Genomic DNA, 16,476 nt, shown 5'->3' with positions numbered 1-16,476 from the left:
ATGCTTTACCTGATCGCGATGTATTTTCATTTCGAGGGGCTGGCGAACCTCATTCGGTATCAGACGTTCCGCGCCGGTGCCGCGCTGATGACCGCGCTGATCATCGGGCTGTGGATCGGGCCGCGTTTCATCAACATGCTGCGCCTGCGCCAGGGCAAGGGTCAGCCGATCCGCGAGGATGGACCGCAAAGCCACCTGGCCAAGCGCGGCACGCCGACCATGGGCGGGCTGATGATCCTGGTCGCGCTGGTCATTTCCATGCTGCTGTGGATGGACCTGACCAACCCCTTCGTCTGGGCCTGCCTGGCGGTGACCGGCGGGTTCGGGCTGATCGGGTTCCTCGACGATTACGACAAGGTCAAGAAACGCAGCACCGCCGGGATTTCCAGCCGGATGCGGCTGCTTGCCGAGTTCGGTGTGGCCGGGATTGCCGCCTGGCTGATCGTCAGCCAGATCAATACCAACCTCTATGTGCCCTTCCTCAGCTATCACTACATCCCGATGGGCCCGCTCTATTACGTGTTCGCCGCGGTGGTAATGGTTGGCGCGGGCAACGCGGTGAATCTGACCGATGGGCTCGATGGCCTCGCCACCATGCCGGTGGTGATCGCCGCCGGAACCTTTGCGATCATCGCCTATCTGGCGGGCCGCGCCGACTTTGCCCACTACCTGGGCATTCCGCACGTGCCCGGCGCTGGCGAGCTGGCAATCCTCTGCGCCGGGATCATGGGCGCCTGCCTTGCCTTCCTGTGGTTCAATGCGCCGCCTGCGGCGGTGTTCATGGGCGATACCGGCAGCCTGGCCCTGGGCGGGGCCTTGGGGGCGATCGCGGTTGCCGCGCATCACGAGATCGTGCTGGCGATCGTCGGCGGGCTTTTCGTGATGGAGGCGGTGTCGGTGATCGTCCAGGTGTTCTGGTACAAGCGCACCGGGCGGCGGATTTTCCGCATGGCCCCGATCCACCATCACTTCGAGCAGCTTGGGTGGAAGGAATCGACCGTGGTAATCCGTTTCTGGATCGTCTCGATCGTCCTGGCCCTGATCGGATTGTCGACGCTGAAGATCCGATGATCACCTCGCCGATCTTTTCCGGCAAGCGTTATGCCGTTCTCGGGCTTGCCCGGTCGGGGATGACCGCGGCGGAAAGCCTTCTGGCCAGCGGCGCACAGATCACGGCCTGGGACACGCGTGAGGAACCGCGCCGCGCACTGGAAGGCCGCGCCGATCTGGCCGATCCGGCGGCGATCGACCTGACCGGCTACGCCGGTGTCGTTGTATCTCCAGGGGTGCCGCTCAATACCCATCCGATCGCGCCGCATGCGGCGCGTTATGGCGTTCCGGTGATCGGCGATATCGAACTGTTCGCGCTGGCCCGCCCTGCGCTGCCAGCGCACCGCGTGGTGGCGATCACCGGCACCAACGGCAAGTCGACCACCACCGCGCTGGTCCATCACCTGCTACAATCGGCCGCCTTGCCGGTGCGGATGGGCGGCAACATCGGGCTTCCGGTGCTGGGCCAGAACCCGCTCGATCCGGGCGGGGTCTATGTCCTGGAACTGTCGAGCTACCAGATCGACCTGACTTACAGCCTTGAGGCGGAAGTCACCGCCCTGCTCAACATCACGCCCGATCATCTCGATCGCTATGACGGCTTTGCCGGCTATGCCGCGTCGAAGGCCCGGCTGTTCGCGATGCAGCGGCCCGATCAGGTCGCGGTTTTCGGGATGAGCGATCCCAAGACCATCGCCCTGGCCCAGCGCGAGGCGCAGTTGCGCGCCCCGGGCAAGGTCCAGATTGTCGATGGCAAGGACCTGATCGCCCTGCAGGGGCAGTGGCCATCGCTGCAGGGGCCGCACAACTTGCAGAACGCCGCCGTCGCCGTGGCGATTGCCGAGGCACTGGGGCTGAGCGAGAAGCAGTGGCTGCCCGCGCTGGCCAGCTTCCGCGGGCTGCCGCACCGGATGGAACGCGTCGCCGAGGACGGCGGCGTGATGTACATCAACGACAGCAAGGCGACCAACCCGGCCTCGACCGCGCCGGCCCTGGCCGCCTTTCCGCCGCAGCCGGAACGCCGCGTTCACTGGATCGTCGGAGGGCTGCCCAAGGGTGACCGCCTGGACGAATGCGCACCGTGGTTCGGCAATGTCGCGGCCGCCTATACCATCGGCGATGCCGGGCCGCTCTATGCCGAACTGCTTGCCCCGCACATGAGGGTCAATCGCAGCGAGATGATGTGCGATGCGATCCAGCAGGCGCGCGCCGCTGCGCAGCCCGGCGATGTCGTGCTGCTGTCGCCCGCCTGTGCCAGCTTCGACCAGTTCCGCGACTACGAAGCGCGCGGCGATGCCTTTCGCCAGATCGTCCTGGCCTTGATAGAGGATGACCGCGCGGCACTGGCTGCGGCCTGCCCCCCCGGAGTGAAAAGCTGATGGCGTCGAACCCGCCCTTCATTCCCAGTGCCGGACGGATAGCGCCCGAAGCCGCGCAGGGCGCGCGGCAGCGGCGCACCCGGCGCAGCGAACTGGCGATCTGGTGGCGCGAGATCGACCGGGTCTTGCTGTTCCTGGTGCTTTCGCTGATGACGATCGGAGCGGTTGCCGTCGCCGCTTCGTCGCCGGCTTCGGCGCGGCGCTTGTCGACCGCCAAGGTCCGGCTCGACGATCTGCACTTCTTCTATATCCACCTGCGCTGGCAGGTGCTGGGGCTGATCGCGATGTTCGGCGCCTCGATGTTTCCGCGTGAGCGGGCGCGACAGGCCGGGATCCTGCTGGGCGCAGCGATGCTCGTCGCGCTGATGCTGGTTCCGGTGATCGGCTTTTCTGTCAATGGTGCGCGGCGCTGGATCAACCTGGGCTTCTCGCTGCAACCTTCCGAAGCGCTCAAGCCGTGCTTCGCCATCGGCCTCGCCTGGATCCTCAGCTGGCGCGCGCGCGATCCCAAAATACCGGTGATCGCGATCTCGACCGGGATCATGGGTGTGATCGCCATGTTCCTGATGATGCAGCCCGATTTCGGATCGACCGTGCTGTTTGCAGGGGTGTGGTTCGTGATGATCCTGATGTGCGGCATCCCGGTGAAGCGCATCATGATGGCCATCGGCGGGGGCATGGCCGCGGTGGTACTGGCCTATACCTTTTACGAAAACGGCCGCCACCGCATCGACGCCTTCCTGGGCGGCGGCACGGCGTTCGACCAGGTTGACCTGGCCCAGCGCACCCTGCTGTCGGGCGGCTGGACCGGTGCGGGGCTGTGGCTGGGCACCAAGAAAATGGGCCTGCCCGAAGCCCATACCGACTACATCTTCTCAGTCATCGGAGAGGAATTCGGCCTGCTGGCCTGCGCGGTGATCGTGATCCTCTATCTGGCGCTGGTGCTGCGGGTGATGCTGCGGCTGCTGGAAGAGGAAGACCTGTTCACCACACTGGCCGCCGCGGGGCTGACCGCGCAGCTGGGGGGGCAGGCCTTCATCAACATCCTGGTCAACCTGCAGCTGTTTCCGTCGAAAGGCATGACCCTGCCGCTGATTTCCTATGGCGGTTCGTCAACCATCGCACTTTGTCTGGGCGTGGGCTTTCTCATTGCGATCACCCGGCGTAATCCGTTCCTCAAGCGCGAGGGCTTCAGCCTGCGCCAGATCGGAATGCAGAAACCCGGAGCACGCAGATGAGCGGTGTCAGCCGTCACTATGTTCTGGCCGCCGGCGGCACCGGCGGTCACCTGATCCCTGCCTTTGCGCTGGCGGCAGAGCTGGAACAGCGCGGGCATCACGTCGCGTTGATCACCGACGATCGCGGTGCCAAGCTCCCGGGGCGTCCGGCCTCGCTGGTCAGTCATGTCCTTCCTGCGGGCCGCATCGGAAAGAATCCGCTGCAATGGCCTGCTGGGATCTCGGCAATTCTGGAAGGGCGGCGCATGGCATTGCGTCTGTTCGACAGTTTCCAGCCCTCGGCAGTGATCGGATTTGGCGGCTATCCCGCGCTGCCGGCGCTGTGGGCGGCGACGTCGGCCAAGGTACCCAGCGTGATCCACGAACAGAACGCGGTGCTGGGCCGGGTCAACCGTTTCCTGGCCGGGCGGGTTGATGCGATCGCCACATCGTATCGCGATGTCCACCGCCTGGCCGCAAAGCATGCGGGCAAGGTCCACCTGGTCGGCAACCCGGTGCGCACCGAAGTGCTGGCCTTGCGCGACCGACCCTTTCCGGCCTTTTCCGAGGAAGGCTTGCTCCGCGTGCTGGTGACTGGTGGAAGCCAGGGGGCCGGGGTGCTGTCGCAAGTCGTGCCCGATGGCCTGGCCATGCTGCCGCCGTCGCTGCGCGGACGCCTGCAGGTCACCCAGCAGTGCCGCCCGGAAGACATCGAGGCGGTGCGCGGCCGCTATGCCAGCCACGACATTCCCGCCGAACTCGGCACCTATTTCGAGGACATGGCCAGCCGCCTGGCCGATGCCCACCTGTTCATTGGCCGCGCCGGTGCCTCTACCATTGCCGAACTGACCGCGGTCGGCCGCCCGGCGATCCTGGTCCCGCTGCCGATCGCCACCGATGATCACCAGGCCTATAATACGGCCGAGGTGTGTCAGTTGGGCGGGGCGCGGATGATCCGCCAGGACAAGTTCACCCCCGTGGAACTCGCCAAGCAGATCCAGGCGATTGCGATGAACCCCGAAACGCTGGCGACGGCGGCCCATGCGGCATGGAACTGCGGTTATCCCAATGCTGCGAGCGATCTGGCCGATCTGGTCGAAAGTTTTGGCTCGCCGCCGCTGATGGACGTGATCCAGGTCGCGCGCAGCGTTTCCGCACAAGGCCAGGAGCAGGTGGCGTGAAGAAGGCGCTGCGTCAGACCGGCGGCGGGCGGATGCCCACCGATATCGGCACGATCCACTTCGTCGGGATCGGCGGGATCGGCATGTCGGGCATTGCCGAGGTGATGCACAACCTGGGCTATGCGGTGCAGGGCAGCGACATTGCCGAAGGCTATGTCGTCGAAGGGCTGCGCCAGCGCGGGATCAAGGTTTCGATCGGCCATGCCGCCGAGAACCTCGGCGATGCGGCGGTTGTGGTCACCTCGACGGCGGTCAAGCGCAACAACCCCGAAGTCGCTGCCGCGCTGGAGCACCGCATACCCGTGGTCCGCCGCGCCGAAATGCTGGCCGAACTGATGCGGCTCAAACGCACGGTTGCGGTGGCCGGAACTCACGGCAAGACGACCACAACCAGCCTGGTCGCGGCCTTGCTCGATGCCGGCGGGGTCGATCCGACCGTGATCAACGGCGGGATCATCAATTCATACGGCTCCAACGCCCGCCTGGGTGAGAGTGAATGGATGGTGGTCGAGGCGGACGAGAGCGACGGCTCGTTCCTGCGGCTCGACGGTACCATTGCCATCGTCACCAACATCGATCCCGAGCACCTTGAGCATTACGGCACGTTCGACGCGATCAAGGACGCCTTCGTCGAGTTCATCGAGAACGTCCCGTTCTATGGCTGCGCGGTGCTGTGCATCGACCATGCCGAAGTCCAGGCGATCATCCCCAAGATCCGCGACCGCCGCGTGGTGACCTATGGCTATTCCGCCCAAGCCGACGTGCGCGGGGAGAACGTCACCCCCTACCCCGGCGGCAACCGCTTCGACGTCGCGATCCGTGAGCGTGATGGTTCATTCCGCCGGATCGAGGGGATCGACCTGCCGATGCCCGGGCGCCACAACGTCCAGAACGCGCTTGCCGCCGTCGCGGTCGCGGTCGAAATGGGTGTGTCTGACGAACTGATCCGCACCGGCTTTGCCACGTTCACCGGGGTCAAGCGCCGCTTCACCAAGGTCGGTGAAGTCGCCGGGGCGACGGTGATCGACGATTACGGCCACCACCCGGTCGAAATCCGCGCGGTGCTCGCTGCAGCGCGCGAAGGGGTCGGGACGGGCCGGGTCATCGCCGTGGTCCAGCCGCACCGCTTTACCCGCCTGCGCGATCACCTCGACGATTTCTCCGCCGCCTTCAATGACGCCGACATGGTCTATGCCGCCCCGGTCTATGCCGCGGGCGAAGTGCCGATCGAGGGCGTCGACAGCGCCGCGATGGTCCAGGGCATGAAGGCCCGCGGACACCGTTCGGCCCAGACTATCGCAGGGCCGGACGAACTGGCCGAGGCCCTGGCCGACGTGGTCCAGCCGGGTGACATGGTGGTCTGCCTCGGCGCGGGCGACATCACCAAATGGGCCGCTGGCCTCGCTGATGCGATTGCCAAGGCAAGGGCGGCATGATGGCCGAGACGCTGCCCAAGGTTGCCGGCAAGCTCACCGAAAATGCCCCACTGGCCCCGCTGGTCTGGTTCAAGTCGGGCGGCTCGGCGGAGTGGCTGTTCGAACCCAAGTACCTGGCTGACCTGCAAGCCTTTCTGCGCGACCTCGATTCCGCGGTGCCGGTCATGCCGCTGGGTCTAGGCTCCAACCTGATCGTCCGCGATGGCGGCGTGCCGGGCGTGGTGGTGCGGCTGGGCAAGGCCTTTGCCAGGGTGACCAAAAACGCCGATCTGACGCTCGATTGCGGCGCAGGAGCCTCCGGCATCCTCGTCTCTTCGACCGCACGCGACAACGGGATCGCCGGGCTGGAATTCCTCCGCTCGATCCCCGGCACGGTCGGCGGTTTCGTGCGGATGAACGGCGGCGCTTACGGCGGTGAGGTCAAGGACGTGCTGGTCGATTGCGATGTGGTGCTGCGCGACGGTTCGCTGCTAACCTTGCCGGTTGCCGATCTGCACTACACCTACCGTCATTCCGAATTGCCCGAGGGCGCAATCGTCGTTGCGGCGCGGTTCAAGGGGCGGCCCGGCGATCCAGCGGCCATCCAGGCCGAAATGGACCGCATTTCCGCCAGCCGCGAGGCGAGCCAGCCGCTACGTTCCAAGACCGGCGGATCGACCTTCAAGAACCCCGAAGGCCAGAAGGCCTGGCAACTGGTCGATGACGCGGGTTGCCGCGGGTTGACCGTGGGCGAGGCGCAGGTCAGCGAAAAGCACTGCAATTTCCTGCTCAATCTGGGCGAGGCGACCAGCGCCGACATCGAGGCTCTGGGCGAGGAAGTGCGGCGGCGGGTGAAAGACAAGTCGGGCGTAACGCTCGAATGGGAAATTCAGCGAGTAGGCAAGGCAAAGTGATTCTCCCCAAACTCCACATCGCGGTCCTGATGGGCGGATGGTCGAACGAACGGCCGGTTTCGCTGATGAGCGGCGAGGGCGTTGCCGCCGCGCTGGAAGAACGCGGGCACCGGGTCACGCGGATCGACATGGGTCGCGACGTGGCGCAGAAGCTCGCCGAAACCGCACCTGATGTGGTGTTCAACGCACTCCATGGCTCGCCCGGCGAAGACGGCACGGTGCAGGGCATGATGGACCTGATGGGGCTGACCTATACCCATTCGGGCCTGGTCACTTCGGTCATCGCGATCGACAAGGAACTGACCAAGCAGGCTTTGGTCCCCCACGGGATTCCGATGCCCGGCGGGCGGATCGTCCCGGTTGCCGAAATCCACGAACGCGATCCGCTGGAACGGCCCTATGTGCTGAAGCCGGTCAACGAGGGCTCGTCGGTCGGGGTGGCGATCGTCACCAGGGAAGGCAATTACGGCAACCCGATCAGCCGCGATGCCAAGGGGCCGTGGCAGGAATTCGACCGGCTGCTGGCCGAACCCTATATCCGCGGGCGCGAGCTGACCACCGCCGTGCTGGGCGACCGGGCGCTGCTGGTGACCGAGCTCAAGCCCAAGTCGGGGTTCTACGATTTCGACAGCAAGTACACCGACGGGATGACCGAGCACGTCTGCCCGGCGCAGATCCCCGACGAAATCACCCAGGCCTGCCTCGATCTGGCGCTGCGCTGCCACCAGCTGCTTGGCTGCAAGGGCTGCAGCCGCACCGATTTCCGCTGGGACGACGGGCGCGGGGTGGAAGGGCTGTTCGTGCTGGAAACCAATACCCAACCGGGGATGACCCCACTCAGTCTGGTGCCCGAACAGGCCAGGTACCTCGGCATCAGCTATGGCGAGCTGGTCGAGATGATCATCGCCGATGCGCTGGCCGCAAAGGGAGCCGCGGCATGAGCCAGAAGATCAAGCGCGGCGGCAAGAGCGTGCGCAAGACCGCCGCGGCCCAGGGCAAGGCGCGCCAGGTCAAGGCGGCGCGGGCGCGGACCGGATCGGCGATGGACGCGGTGATGAGCTGGGTGCCGTTCAGCGAAAGCCAGCTCCACCGGATCTTCCTGGCGATGATCCTGGGCGGGGCGGTCGTGCTGGCGTGGATGGTGGCCAGCTTTGCCGGGGTTCCGGCCATGGCCCAGCAGCAGCTGGCCGCGATCAGCCACGATGCCGGCTTCGAAGTGCGCCGGGTCAATGTCTCGGGCACCAAGAACCTCAACGAGCTCAAGGTCTATCAGCTTGCCTTGGCCGACAATCACCGCGCCATGCCGATGGTCGATATCGAGGCGCTGCGGGGCAAGCTGCTGGCGCTGTCGTGGGTTGAGGACGCGCGCGTATCGCGCCAGCTGCCCGATACGCTGGCGATCGACATTGTCGAGCGCAAGCCTGCCGCGGTGCTGCGCAAGCCCGACAAGCTGGTGCTGATCGACGCCACGGGACACGAATTGCAGGCCGTTTCCGCAGCGCGGGCCAAGGGCAAGCTGGTGATCGCCGGTCCCGGCGCGGGGCAGCAGGTCGAAGCGCTCAACGCCCTGCTCGGTGCCGCTCCGGCGATGAAGCCGCAGGTTGCCGAGGCCGAATGGGTCGGCAATCGCCGCTGGAACCTGACCTTCAAGACCGGCCAGATCCTGGCCCTGCCTGAAGGCGAAGAAAGTTCGGCCAAGGCACTGATGACGTTTGCCCGGCTCGACGGGGTCAACCGCCTGCTTGGCGGCAAGGCACTGGCCTTCGACATGCGCGCGCCCGATCGGATCTATTTCCGCCTGGTCAATCGCACCGATGCGATCGAGCAGCCGCCGCTCTCGACCAAGACCGCCGATGCCGCCGAAACCAAGAAGCCCGCTGACAGCGCTGCGCCGGCGACCAAGAAAAACGAGGAAAAGAACTGATGGCGCAGCCCCGCATCGCCAAGGTCTTTGGCGCGGTCAACATCGGTTCGTTCCGGATCTCTGCGATGGTCGCCGGACTGACCGAGACCGGCGAAATGGTCGTGCTCGGATCGTTCCACCGCGCCGCCCAGGGCATCAAGCGCGGCTATGTCACCGATATGGCCGCCGCGACCTATGCCGTGCGCGACGCGGTCGAGCGCGCGGAAAAACTGGCGAATGCCGCGGTGACCAGCGTGTGGATCGGTGCTTCGGGGGCAGGGCTGGCCAGCCAGGTCGCCCAGGTCGAGGTCGACATCGGCGGGCGGCGGATCGAGCAGGAGGATATCGAACACCTGTTGATCGCCGCGCGCGACGTGATCCAGCCCGACGGGCGGATGGTGCTCCATGCCCAGCCGGCACACTACACGCTGGACGGGGCTGACGGCGTGTCCGATCCCAAGGGGCTTCACGCCGAACGGCTGGGCGTCGACATCCACGTCATGCTGGCCGACGGCGCGCCGGTGCGCAACATCACCGAAGCGGTGCAGAATGCCCACCTCGATGTCGAAGCGGTGATCGGATCGCCGATTGCCGCAGGCTATGCCTGCCTGACCGCCGAAGAACGCGAACTTGGTGTCGCGCTGGTCGAGTTCGGCGCCGAAGTGACCAACGTCTCGGTCTATGCCGCCGGGATGCTGCTTGGCCTGGTGACTATCCCGATGGGTTCGGGCGATATCACCGATGCAGTCGCCAGCGCTTTCGGCATCCGCCGGTTCCAGGCCGAACGGCTGAAATGCGTCCACGGCTCGGCCATCGCCAGCCCGGCCGATCACCGCGAGATGATCCCGGTCAATGCCCCGGGCGAGGAAGGCAGCGGACCGCTGGCCCGCCACGCCGACGACAAGAACCGCATTCCGCGAGCCGAACTGGTCTCGGTCATCACCGGGCACCTCGGGCGCTGGATGGAAGAGGTCGGCAAGGCCTTGAAAGGCTTGGGTTTCACCGGTCAGCGCGGGCAGCTGGTGGTCGTCACCGGCGGGGGGGCAGAGCTAGCGGGGCTGGCCGACTATGCCCAGCAGGCGCTGGGCAAGCCGGTCCGCATCGGCAAGCCGCTGCACATCAAGGGGCTGGCTGAAGCCCATGCCACGCCCGGATTTTCCACGCTTGCGGGGCTGGTTCTCTATGCCGCGGCCGACCCGATCGACATCCGTTCGCTCGGCCCGCGCCATCAGGAGACGTTCCGCTACACCGGGGTCGGGCTGGTCAACCGCGTGGTGCGCGCGGTGAAGGAGTATTTCTAGGCACCGCTTTTGCGGCGGTGCCTGTGGACAAGGGTTAATTTCGCTTTGATTCGCCGATTCGCATCGTGCAAGAGTCAAAGTCATAGATTTTCGCGTATTTGCGTGCCTGACTGGAGAGCGCCATGAGCATCAATATCGGACCGCCGGCCGTGGAAGAGCTGCGTCCCCGGATCACCGTGATCGGGGTTGGCGGGGCTGGCGGCAACGCAATCGCCAACATGATCGGCGCGGGCATCGAAGGGGTCGATTTCATCGTCGCCAATACCGATGCCCAGGCGCTCAACAACGCCGTGGCCGAACACCGCATCCAGCTCGGCCCGGACATCACCCAGGGCCTCGGCGCCGGATCGCGCCCCGAAGTCGGGCGCGCCGCGGCCGAGGAAACCCTGGCCGAGATCGACCGCGCGCTCGACGGGGTGCACATGTGCTTCATCGCCGCGGGCATGGGCGGCGGCACCGGCACCGGTGCAGCCCCGGTCGTGGCCAAGGCGGCGCGCGAAAAGGGCGTGCTGACCGTGGGCGTGGTGACCAAGCCGTTCCTGTTCGAAGGCACCCGGCGCATGCGCAGCGCCGAAGCCGGGATCGAAGAACTGCAGAAGCACGTCGATACCCTGATCGTCATTCCCAACCAGAACCTGTTCCTGGTCGCCAAGGCGGAAACCACTTTCAAGGAAGCCTTCCAGCTGGCCGACGAAGTGCTGCAGCAGGGCGTCCGCTCGATCACCGACCTGATGGTCATGCCGGGCCTGATCAACCTCGACTTTGCCGACGTCCGTTCGGTCATGGCCGAAATGGGCAAGGCGATGATGGGTACCGGCGAGGGCAGCGGCGAGAACCGCGCGCTCGAAGCTGCGGAAAAGGCCATTGCCAACCCGCTGCTCGACGGTGTCTCGATGCAAGGTGCCAAGGGCGTGATCATCTCGATCATCGGCGGCGACGACATGAAGCTGCTCGAAGTCGACGAGGCCGCGAACCACATCCGCGAACTGGTCGATCCCAATGCCAACATCATCTGGGGCAGTGCTTTCAACCCCGATCTGCAGGGTAAGATCCGCGTTTCGGTGGTTGCCACCGGGATCGAGCAGAGCGCCGAAATGGCCGAGCAGGCATCGCGCCCGCTTAACCTGACCGCCTCGCGCGGGCCGGTGCGCCCGGCCATGGCAGCGCCCGCTGCGGCGGTCGAACCGCTGTTCGAGCGCAGCGCAGCCCCGGCGGCCGAGCCGGAGCCAGCCGTAGCGCCCGTGCCGGTTGAATCGCCTGCCGTGGCCAGCCCGTCCGACGACGACTGGGACATTCCGGCTTCGGCTGAAACCGAAGCAAACGATCCGCTTGAGCTTGACCTTGACGCTTCCGACGCTGTCGGTGCGGGGGCGGGCGACGGCGAAAGCGGCGATGGTGACGAGCTGCTGCTCGACGCCTCGCGCCTGCATGAAGAAGACGGGCCGCTCGGCGGTGCCCTGCCCGGACGCCGCCGCGGCCTGATTGCCAGCGACAGCGACGAAGGGGTTGAGCCTGGCGCGGTTTCCGCCGCAGACGCTGCCGAACCTGCTCCCGCGGCTGCGCCGGCGTCTGGCGGTGGCGACATAGGCGGCGCCAGGGGCGGCGGGCGCGGCGGAGCCGGGGCGACATTGTTCGAACGCATGGCCAACCTGTCGCGCGGCGGCCGCACGGCCAGCGAGGACGAGGACGAGGACGGCGACGACGGCAACGATGGCGGCGGCGCTTCGCTCAGCATTCCGCGCTTCCTTGGGCGCCAGAACAACCAGTAACGTCCGCCTGCCGGGCCGGGTCGTTTCATTCGTGCAGGGTTAAGGCAAGGAGCCTTAGCCCGGTGCGGACGGCGGCCGATCCGGCGGCCCATTCGGTAGTGCCAGATGCCCCCTATCCGCTTTCTGCTGATCTCCTGTGCGCTGGCATCGACCGCTCTCGCCGTGCCGCTTTCGGCGCAGGTTGCCCGGCCGGTGGTGCAGGCGGTGCCTGGCGGCGGACTCAACGCCGCACTTAGCCGACTGGCCCGCAATCCGCGCGATATTGACGCCCTGATCGAAGCCGGTGTCGCCTCGCTGGCAGCGGGGGACGGCGAAGCGGCAATCGGATTCTACCAGAAGGCCGACGCACTTTCGCCCGATACGGCGCGGATCAAGGCCGGTCTTGCCGGGGCCTATGTCCTGACCGGCGATCCGGTCAGCGCGTTGCCGCTGTTCGACGCGGCCGAGCGGTTGGGGATGATTGACGGAGCGCGCGTGGCCGATCGGGCGCTGGCTTTCGATATGGTGGGGGACGCCGTCACCGCCCAGCGCTACTACCATGAAGCCCTGATGGCTGGTCCGAACGATGAGACCAGCCGCCGTCTGGCGCTCAGCCAGGCCATTTCCGGCGATCGCCGCGGCATGGAAGTCACGCTGGGTCCGCTGCTGCAGCGCCAGGACAAGGCGGCGTGGCGCACCCGGGCCTTTGCCCTGTCGATCCTTGGCCAGGCTGCGGAAGCCGAATCGATCGCACGTTCGACCATGCCGGCAGACATGGCGGCGGCGATGACCAATTACCTGCGCTACATGACCAAGCTGACCCCGGCGCAGCAGGCGGCGGCGGCCAACCTTGGCCAGTTTCCGCGCGCCGCCGAGATCGGCCGTGACGATCCGCGCTTTGCCATGCTGGTGCGCAGCCGTCCGGTCTTGGCCAGCGCCACCCCGGCGCGCGCTGCGACGACCAGGCTGGCTCAACGTGACGAAAAGAAGGACCGCAAGGACCGCAAGGCGCAGCAAGCCGACGCTCCCATCGCGCCTATCGTCAACCGCGTTGAAAGCACGCCGGAGCCTGTCGCACTCACGGCATCCGGGGAATTGCCGCCGGTGCGCAGCGCAACACTGGCTACCGCTATGCCGCAGCCGGTCAAGCCGGCAGTGAACACCGCCCCGCCGGCACTGGCACCAACGCTGCCTTCACCAGCGCCATCAGTCATGTCGCGGTCGCCAGTTCCCGCATCGACGGCAACCGCGCCAGCGCTTCCCGTCCCCGCGCCAGTCAAACCCCAGCCCGGTTTCGCGACCCTCGACAACCCGGCACTGCGCTTTGATCTCAAGCCGTCTACGCCGGCCCTGGCGTCTGCCGCACCTGCATCGGTGGCACCTGCGCCAAAGCCCGTAGCCGTCGCTGCGCCGCCGGTGCCCGCATCCAGGCCTGCCGCCGCCAAACCTGTCCCGGCAGTGAAGGCACGCAGCCTGGCCGAAGTCTTTGCCGACCTTTCCCCGCCCAGCCGCGAGGCCGAGCCCAAGGCGGGCGCGGTCGACCTGCGCAAGATCAAGGTAGCAGCCACTCCGGCAAAGCTGACCGCGGCCGAGGCCAAGGCGGCAAAAGCGGGTGATGCGTCTTGCGACGTTCCCGATCCCAAAGCCGCCAAAACGGCCAAGGGCGCCAAGGGCAAGCCTGCAATCAAGGCACTTCCTGCGCAATGCAAGGACACCAAGGACGAAAAGGCCAAGGGGCCGAACAGCCCCAGCCGGATCTGGGTCCAGGTGGCAACCGGTCGCGACCGCAAGGCGCTGGCGTTCGACTGGCGCCGCCTGGCCAAGGACGAAGCCGCTCTGTTCAAGGGGCGCAAACCCTTCATCAGCGCCTGGGGACAGACCAACCGTCTGCTGACCGGCCCCTTTGATACGGCTGCACAGGCCAACACCTTCGTGAGCCAGCTCAAGAAGGCGGGGGTCGACGGTGCTTTTCCGTGGAACAGCCCGGCCGGCCAGGTGGTCGACGCGCTGCCCGGATCGTGAGCGCGATTCTGCCGCGCACCGCCTTTTCCACACCTTGTAAACAGACTTGTCGAGTTTTGCGCAACCGCGGCGGGGCCGCGGATTGTCGCGCCACCCCTTGCCGACGCATCCACGCTGCATGATGCAGGGCCACCGCGACTACGAACGGGACGATGACGACGCTGCACCCGTCGACATGCTCGCCAGCCTTTTCGAAGCGCGCGGCTGGCCGTGCGAATTCGTCGGCGAGGACGAGATCTCGGGTGAGATCAAGGGCAGCTGGGCCAGCTATACCCTGCGCGGGGTCTGGCGGCGCGAGGATCACGTGCTGCAATTGCTGTGCTTGCCCGACATCCGCATCCCTGACGACAAGCGCACCGCGGTCTACGAGCTGCTGGCGCTGGTCAATGAGCAGCTGTGGGTCGGCCATTTCGACATCTGGTCGAACGGATCGGTGCTGCTCTATCGCCACGGCCTGCTGCTCGGCGATGATGGTCTGCTCAGCTTGGCCCAGGCCCAGGTCGCGGTCGAAGCGGCGGTTGAAGAATGTGACCGCTTCTATCCCGCGTTCCAGTTCGTGCTGTGGGGCGATAAGAGCCCGGCCGAAGCCCTGACCAGCGCGCTGGTCGACGCCGCGGGCGAGGCCTGAGCGTTTCGCACTGGACATTCGTCAGCCTGCGGACAAATGACGCCCATGGCATTTCAATCCATTCTTATCCTCGGCTGCGGCAATATGGGCGGGGCGATGCTGGCCGGCTGGCTGGCCGGCGGGATCGTCCCGGCGCACTTCACCGTGGTCGATCCGGCATTAGCCGAGGCACCAGTGGGCGTGCGCCTGTTGCGCGCCTTGCCGGATGAGCGCTTCGATGCCGTGCTGCTCAGCGTCAAGCCGCAACTGCTGGACGATGTCGCGCCGGTGCTCAATGCCGTAGTCGGCGCAGACACGGTGCTGCTGTCGATCCTTGCCGGGGTCGAGCTGGACAGCCTGGCACGGCGTTTCCCCGCGGCCAAGGCGCTGGTGCGAGTCATGCCCAATCTGGCCGCGGCGATTGGCAAATCACCGATTGCCCTGTTCGATCAGGGGCTGGACGACGCGGGACGCCGCGCAGTGACGTCGCTGATGGCACCGCTCGGCAGTCCGGAATGGCTTGCCAGTGAGAGCGACTTCGATCTGGTCACCGCGCTTGCCGGAAGCGGACCTGGTTTCGTCTATCGGTTTATCGAGGCGCTGGCCAAAGGCGCGGCCTCTCTCGGTCTCGACGCGCAACTGGCGGAGCGTTTGGCGGTGGCGACCGTCGAAGGCGCGGCGCAGCTGGCCGCTGCATCGCCCGATGGCCCGGCAGAGCTGGCCCGGCGCGTTGCGAGCCCCGGCGGCAGTACGCAAAAGGGGCTCGATGTGCTCGATCAGGACCAGGCGCTCAAGCGTCTGGTCGAAGCGACGCTGCGCGCCGCGCGCGATCGCAATGCCGAAATGGCCGCGCAGGCGCGCGGCTGAGTTACAAATCGATACAGCGCCGCCCACCGGTTTTACTTGAAAGCCGGAGCAATCGCCCCGATATTCGCCTTATGCCCTATTTTGGGCACAAGGAGCTTGAAAATCATGGCTGACTGGAACGATCCGCAGTCGACCCGCACCGGATTTGGCGGAGGCCCGGCCCTCAACGGCCAGGTTCTTGGCGCCGACACGCGTGACCAGGGTCTGCGTCGCTATATGTTGTCGATTTACAATTACATGGCGTCGGGCGTGCTGCTGTCGGGCGTCGTTGCGCTGCTCTTCGTCATGTCGGGGATGGCCGCGCAGGTGTTCAACACGCCGCTGCGCTGGGTTATCGCCCTGGCGCCGCTGGCCTTTATCTTCTTCTTCAGCCCGCGCCGCGATGAAGGCACGCTGAAAGTGATGTTCTGGGCGTTCTGCGCCGTCATGGGCCTGTCGCTTTCGGCCATCCTGCTGATTTACACCGGGCCCTCGATCGCGACGACCTTCTTCGCAACAGCTGCTTCGTTCGCCGGTCTCAGCCTTTATGGCTACACCACGAAGCGCAACCTTTCGGCGATGGGCAGCTTCATGATGATGGGCCTGATCGGCATCATTATCGCCATGCTGCTCAATATCTGGCTGCAGTCGAGCGGACTGGCCATGGCCATCTCGATCCTTGGCGTCCTGATCTTCGCGGGTCTGACCGCCTGGGATACGCAGCGTCTGCGTGATACCTACTACCAGGTGGCTGGCTCCGACATGGCCGGCAAAGCCGTGATCCTGGGCGCGCTGACGCTCTATCTCGACTTCGTCAACATGTTCCAGTTCCTGCTGCAGTTCCTTGGCGACCGTCGCTAGTCGCTGGCACCGCTGAACGCACGCAGAGTGCA

At 66.1% G+C, this 16,476-nt stretch carries 14 protein-coding genes; all 14 read left to right on the top strand.

Going from position 1 to position 16,476, the window contains the following annotated elements; genetic code table 11:
• Positions 1 to 1,071, top strand: a complete 1,071-nt coding sequence (mraY, locus tag ACFFF7_RS03150) for a phospho-N-acetylmuramoyl-pentapeptide-transferase (protein ID WP_379479901.1) — start codon at positions 1 to 3, stop codon at positions 1,069 to 1,071.
• The gene (gene murD, locus ACFFF7_RS03145) at positions 1,068 to 2,429 is read left to right on the top strand and encodes a UDP-N-acetylmuramoyl-L-alanine--D-glutamate ligase (RefSeq protein ID WP_379479900.1); all 1,362 of its coding nucleotides are present in this window, start codon (positions 1,068 to 1,070) and stop codon (positions 2,427 to 2,429) included. Before mraY ends, murD begins: the two co-directional genes overlap by 4 nt.
• On the top strand, positions 2,429 to 3,667 hold the full coding sequence (locus ACFFF7_RS03140; protein WP_379479899.1) for an FtsW/RodA/SpoVE family cell cycle protein: 1,239 nt from the start codon (positions 2,429 to 2,431) through the stop codon (positions 3,665 to 3,667). Before murD ends, ACFFF7_RS03140 begins: the two co-directional genes overlap by 1 nt.
• Complete coding sequence (murG, locus tag ACFFF7_RS03135; protein ID WP_379479898.1) at positions 3,664 to 4,827, top strand: undecaprenyldiphospho-muramoylpentapeptide beta-N-acetylglucosaminyltransferase; 1,164 nt, start codon at positions 3,664 to 3,666, stop codon at positions 4,825 to 4,827. The genes ACFFF7_RS03140 and murG overlap by 4 nt, the downstream gene beginning before the upstream one ends.
• Before the next feature lie 32 nt (positions 4,828 to 4,859).
• On the top strand, positions 4,860 to 6,263 hold the full coding sequence (gene murC, locus ACFFF7_RS03130; protein WP_379480458.1) for a UDP-N-acetylmuramate--L-alanine ligase: 1,404 nt from the start codon (positions 4,860 to 4,862) through the stop codon (positions 6,261 to 6,263).
• Complete coding sequence (gene murB, locus ACFFF7_RS03125; protein ID WP_379479897.1) at positions 6,260 to 7,156, top strand: UDP-N-acetylmuramate dehydrogenase; 897 nt, start codon at positions 6,260 to 6,262, stop codon at positions 7,154 to 7,156. Before murC ends, murB begins: the two co-directional genes overlap by 4 nt.
• The gene (locus ACFFF7_RS03120; protein ID WP_379479896.1) at positions 7,153 to 8,097 is read left to right on the top strand and encodes a D-alanine--D-alanine ligase; all 945 of its coding nucleotides are present in this window, start codon (positions 7,153 to 7,155) and stop codon (positions 8,095 to 8,097) included. The genes murB and ACFFF7_RS03120 overlap by 4 nt, the downstream gene beginning before the upstream one ends.
• Positions 8,094 to 9,080, top strand: coding sequence for a cell division protein FtsQ/DivIB (locus tag ACFFF7_RS03115; protein WP_379479895.1), 987 nt, complete (start codon positions 8,094 to 8,096; stop codon positions 9,078 to 9,080). Before ACFFF7_RS03120 ends, ACFFF7_RS03115 begins: the two co-directional genes overlap by 4 nt.
• Positions 9,080 to 10,360, top strand: a complete 1,281-nt coding sequence (ftsA, locus tag ACFFF7_RS03110; protein WP_379479894.1) for a cell division protein FtsA — start codon at positions 9,080 to 9,082, stop codon at positions 10,358 to 10,360. The genes ACFFF7_RS03115 and ftsA overlap by 1 nt, the downstream gene beginning before the upstream one ends.
• 122 nt (positions 10,361 to 10,482) lie before the next feature.
• Positions 10,483 to 12,129: a cell division protein FtsZ gene (gene ftsZ, locus ACFFF7_RS03105; RefSeq protein ID WP_379479893.1), complete on the top strand. Its 1,647-nt coding sequence runs from the start codon at positions 10,483 to 10,485 to the stop codon at positions 12,127 to 12,129.
• A gap of 105 nt (positions 12,130 to 12,234) precedes the next feature.
• A complete protein-coding gene (locus ACFFF7_RS03100) occupies positions 12,235 to 14,130 on the top strand; it encodes an SPOR domain-containing protein (protein WP_379479892.1) in 1,896 nt (631 codons plus the stop codon).
• A 118-nt stretch (positions 14,131 to 14,248) separates the two neighbouring features.
• On the top strand, positions 14,249 to 14,758 hold the full coding sequence (locus tag ACFFF7_RS03095; RefSeq protein ID WP_379479891.1) for a type III secretion system chaperone family protein: 510 nt from the start codon (positions 14,249 to 14,251) through the stop codon (positions 14,756 to 14,758).
• 45 nt (positions 14,759 to 14,803) lie between these two features.
• The gene (proC, locus tag ACFFF7_RS03090; RefSeq protein ID WP_379479890.1) at positions 14,804 to 15,604 is read left to right on the top strand and encodes a pyrroline-5-carboxylate reductase; all 801 of its coding nucleotides are present in this window, start codon (positions 14,804 to 14,806) and stop codon (positions 15,602 to 15,604) included.
• 105 nt (positions 15,605 to 15,709) lie between these two features.
• The gene (locus ACFFF7_RS03085; protein WP_379479889.1) at positions 15,710 to 16,444 is read left to right on the top strand and encodes a Bax inhibitor-1/YccA family protein; all 735 of its coding nucleotides are present in this window, start codon (positions 15,710 to 15,712) and stop codon (positions 16,442 to 16,444) included.
• The last annotated feature ends 32 nt before the right edge of the window (positions 16,445 to 16,476 follow it).

The sequence above is a fragment of the Novosphingobium aquiterrae genome, from assembly GCF_042434435.1.
Classification (GTDB): domain Bacteria; phylum Pseudomonadota; class Alphaproteobacteria; order Sphingomonadales; family Sphingomonadaceae; genus Novosphingobium; species Novosphingobium aquiterrae.
The sequence above is the reverse complement of the archived record's forward strand: the minus strand, read 5'-3'. Positions and strand labels throughout refer to the sequence as shown.

Coding starts and splice junctions, on each gene's coding strand:
- mraY (WP_379479901.1), top strand. CDS start 1: ATGCTTTACCTGATCGCGATGTATTTTCATTTCGAGGGGCTGGCGAAC.
- murD (WP_379479900.1), top strand. CDS start 1,068: ATGATCACCTCGCCGATCTTTTCCGGCAAGCGTTATGCCGTTCTCGGG.
- ACFFF7_RS03140 (WP_379479899.1), top strand. CDS start 2,429: ATGGCGTCGAACCCGCCCTTCATTCCCAGTGCCGGACGGATAGCGCCC.
- murG (WP_379479898.1), top strand. CDS start 3,664: ATGAGCGGTGTCAGCCGTCACTATGTTCTGGCCGCCGGCGGCACCGGC.
- murC (WP_379480458.1), top strand. CDS start 4,860: ATGCCCACCGATATCGGCACGATCCACTTCGTCGGGATCGGCGGGATC.
- murB (WP_379479897.1), top strand. CDS start 6,260: ATGATGGCCGAGACGCTGCCCAAGGTTGCCGGCAAGCTCACCGAAAAT.
- ACFFF7_RS03115 (WP_379479895.1), top strand. CDS start 8,094: ATGAGCCAGAAGATCAAGCGCGGCGGCAAGAGCGTGCGCAAGACCGCC.
- ftsA (WP_379479894.1), top strand. CDS start 9,080: ATGGCGCAGCCCCGCATCGCCAAGGTCTTTGGCGCGGTCAACATCGGT.
- ftsZ (WP_379479893.1), top strand. CDS start 10,483: ATGAGCATCAATATCGGACCGCCGGCCGTGGAAGAGCTGCGTCCCCGG.
- ACFFF7_RS03100 (WP_379479892.1), top strand. CDS start 12,235: ATGCCCCCTATCCGCTTTCTGCTGATCTCCTGTGCGCTGGCATCGACC.
- ACFFF7_RS03095 (WP_379479891.1), top strand. CDS start 14,249: ATGATGCAGGGCCACCGCGACTACGAACGGGACGATGACGACGCTGCA.
- proC (WP_379479890.1), top strand. CDS start 14,804: ATGGCATTTCAATCCATTCTTATCCTCGGCTGCGGCAATATGGGCGGG.
- ACFFF7_RS03085 (WP_379479889.1), top strand. CDS start 15,710: ATGGCTGACTGGAACGATCCGCAGTCGACCCGCACCGGATTTGGCGGA.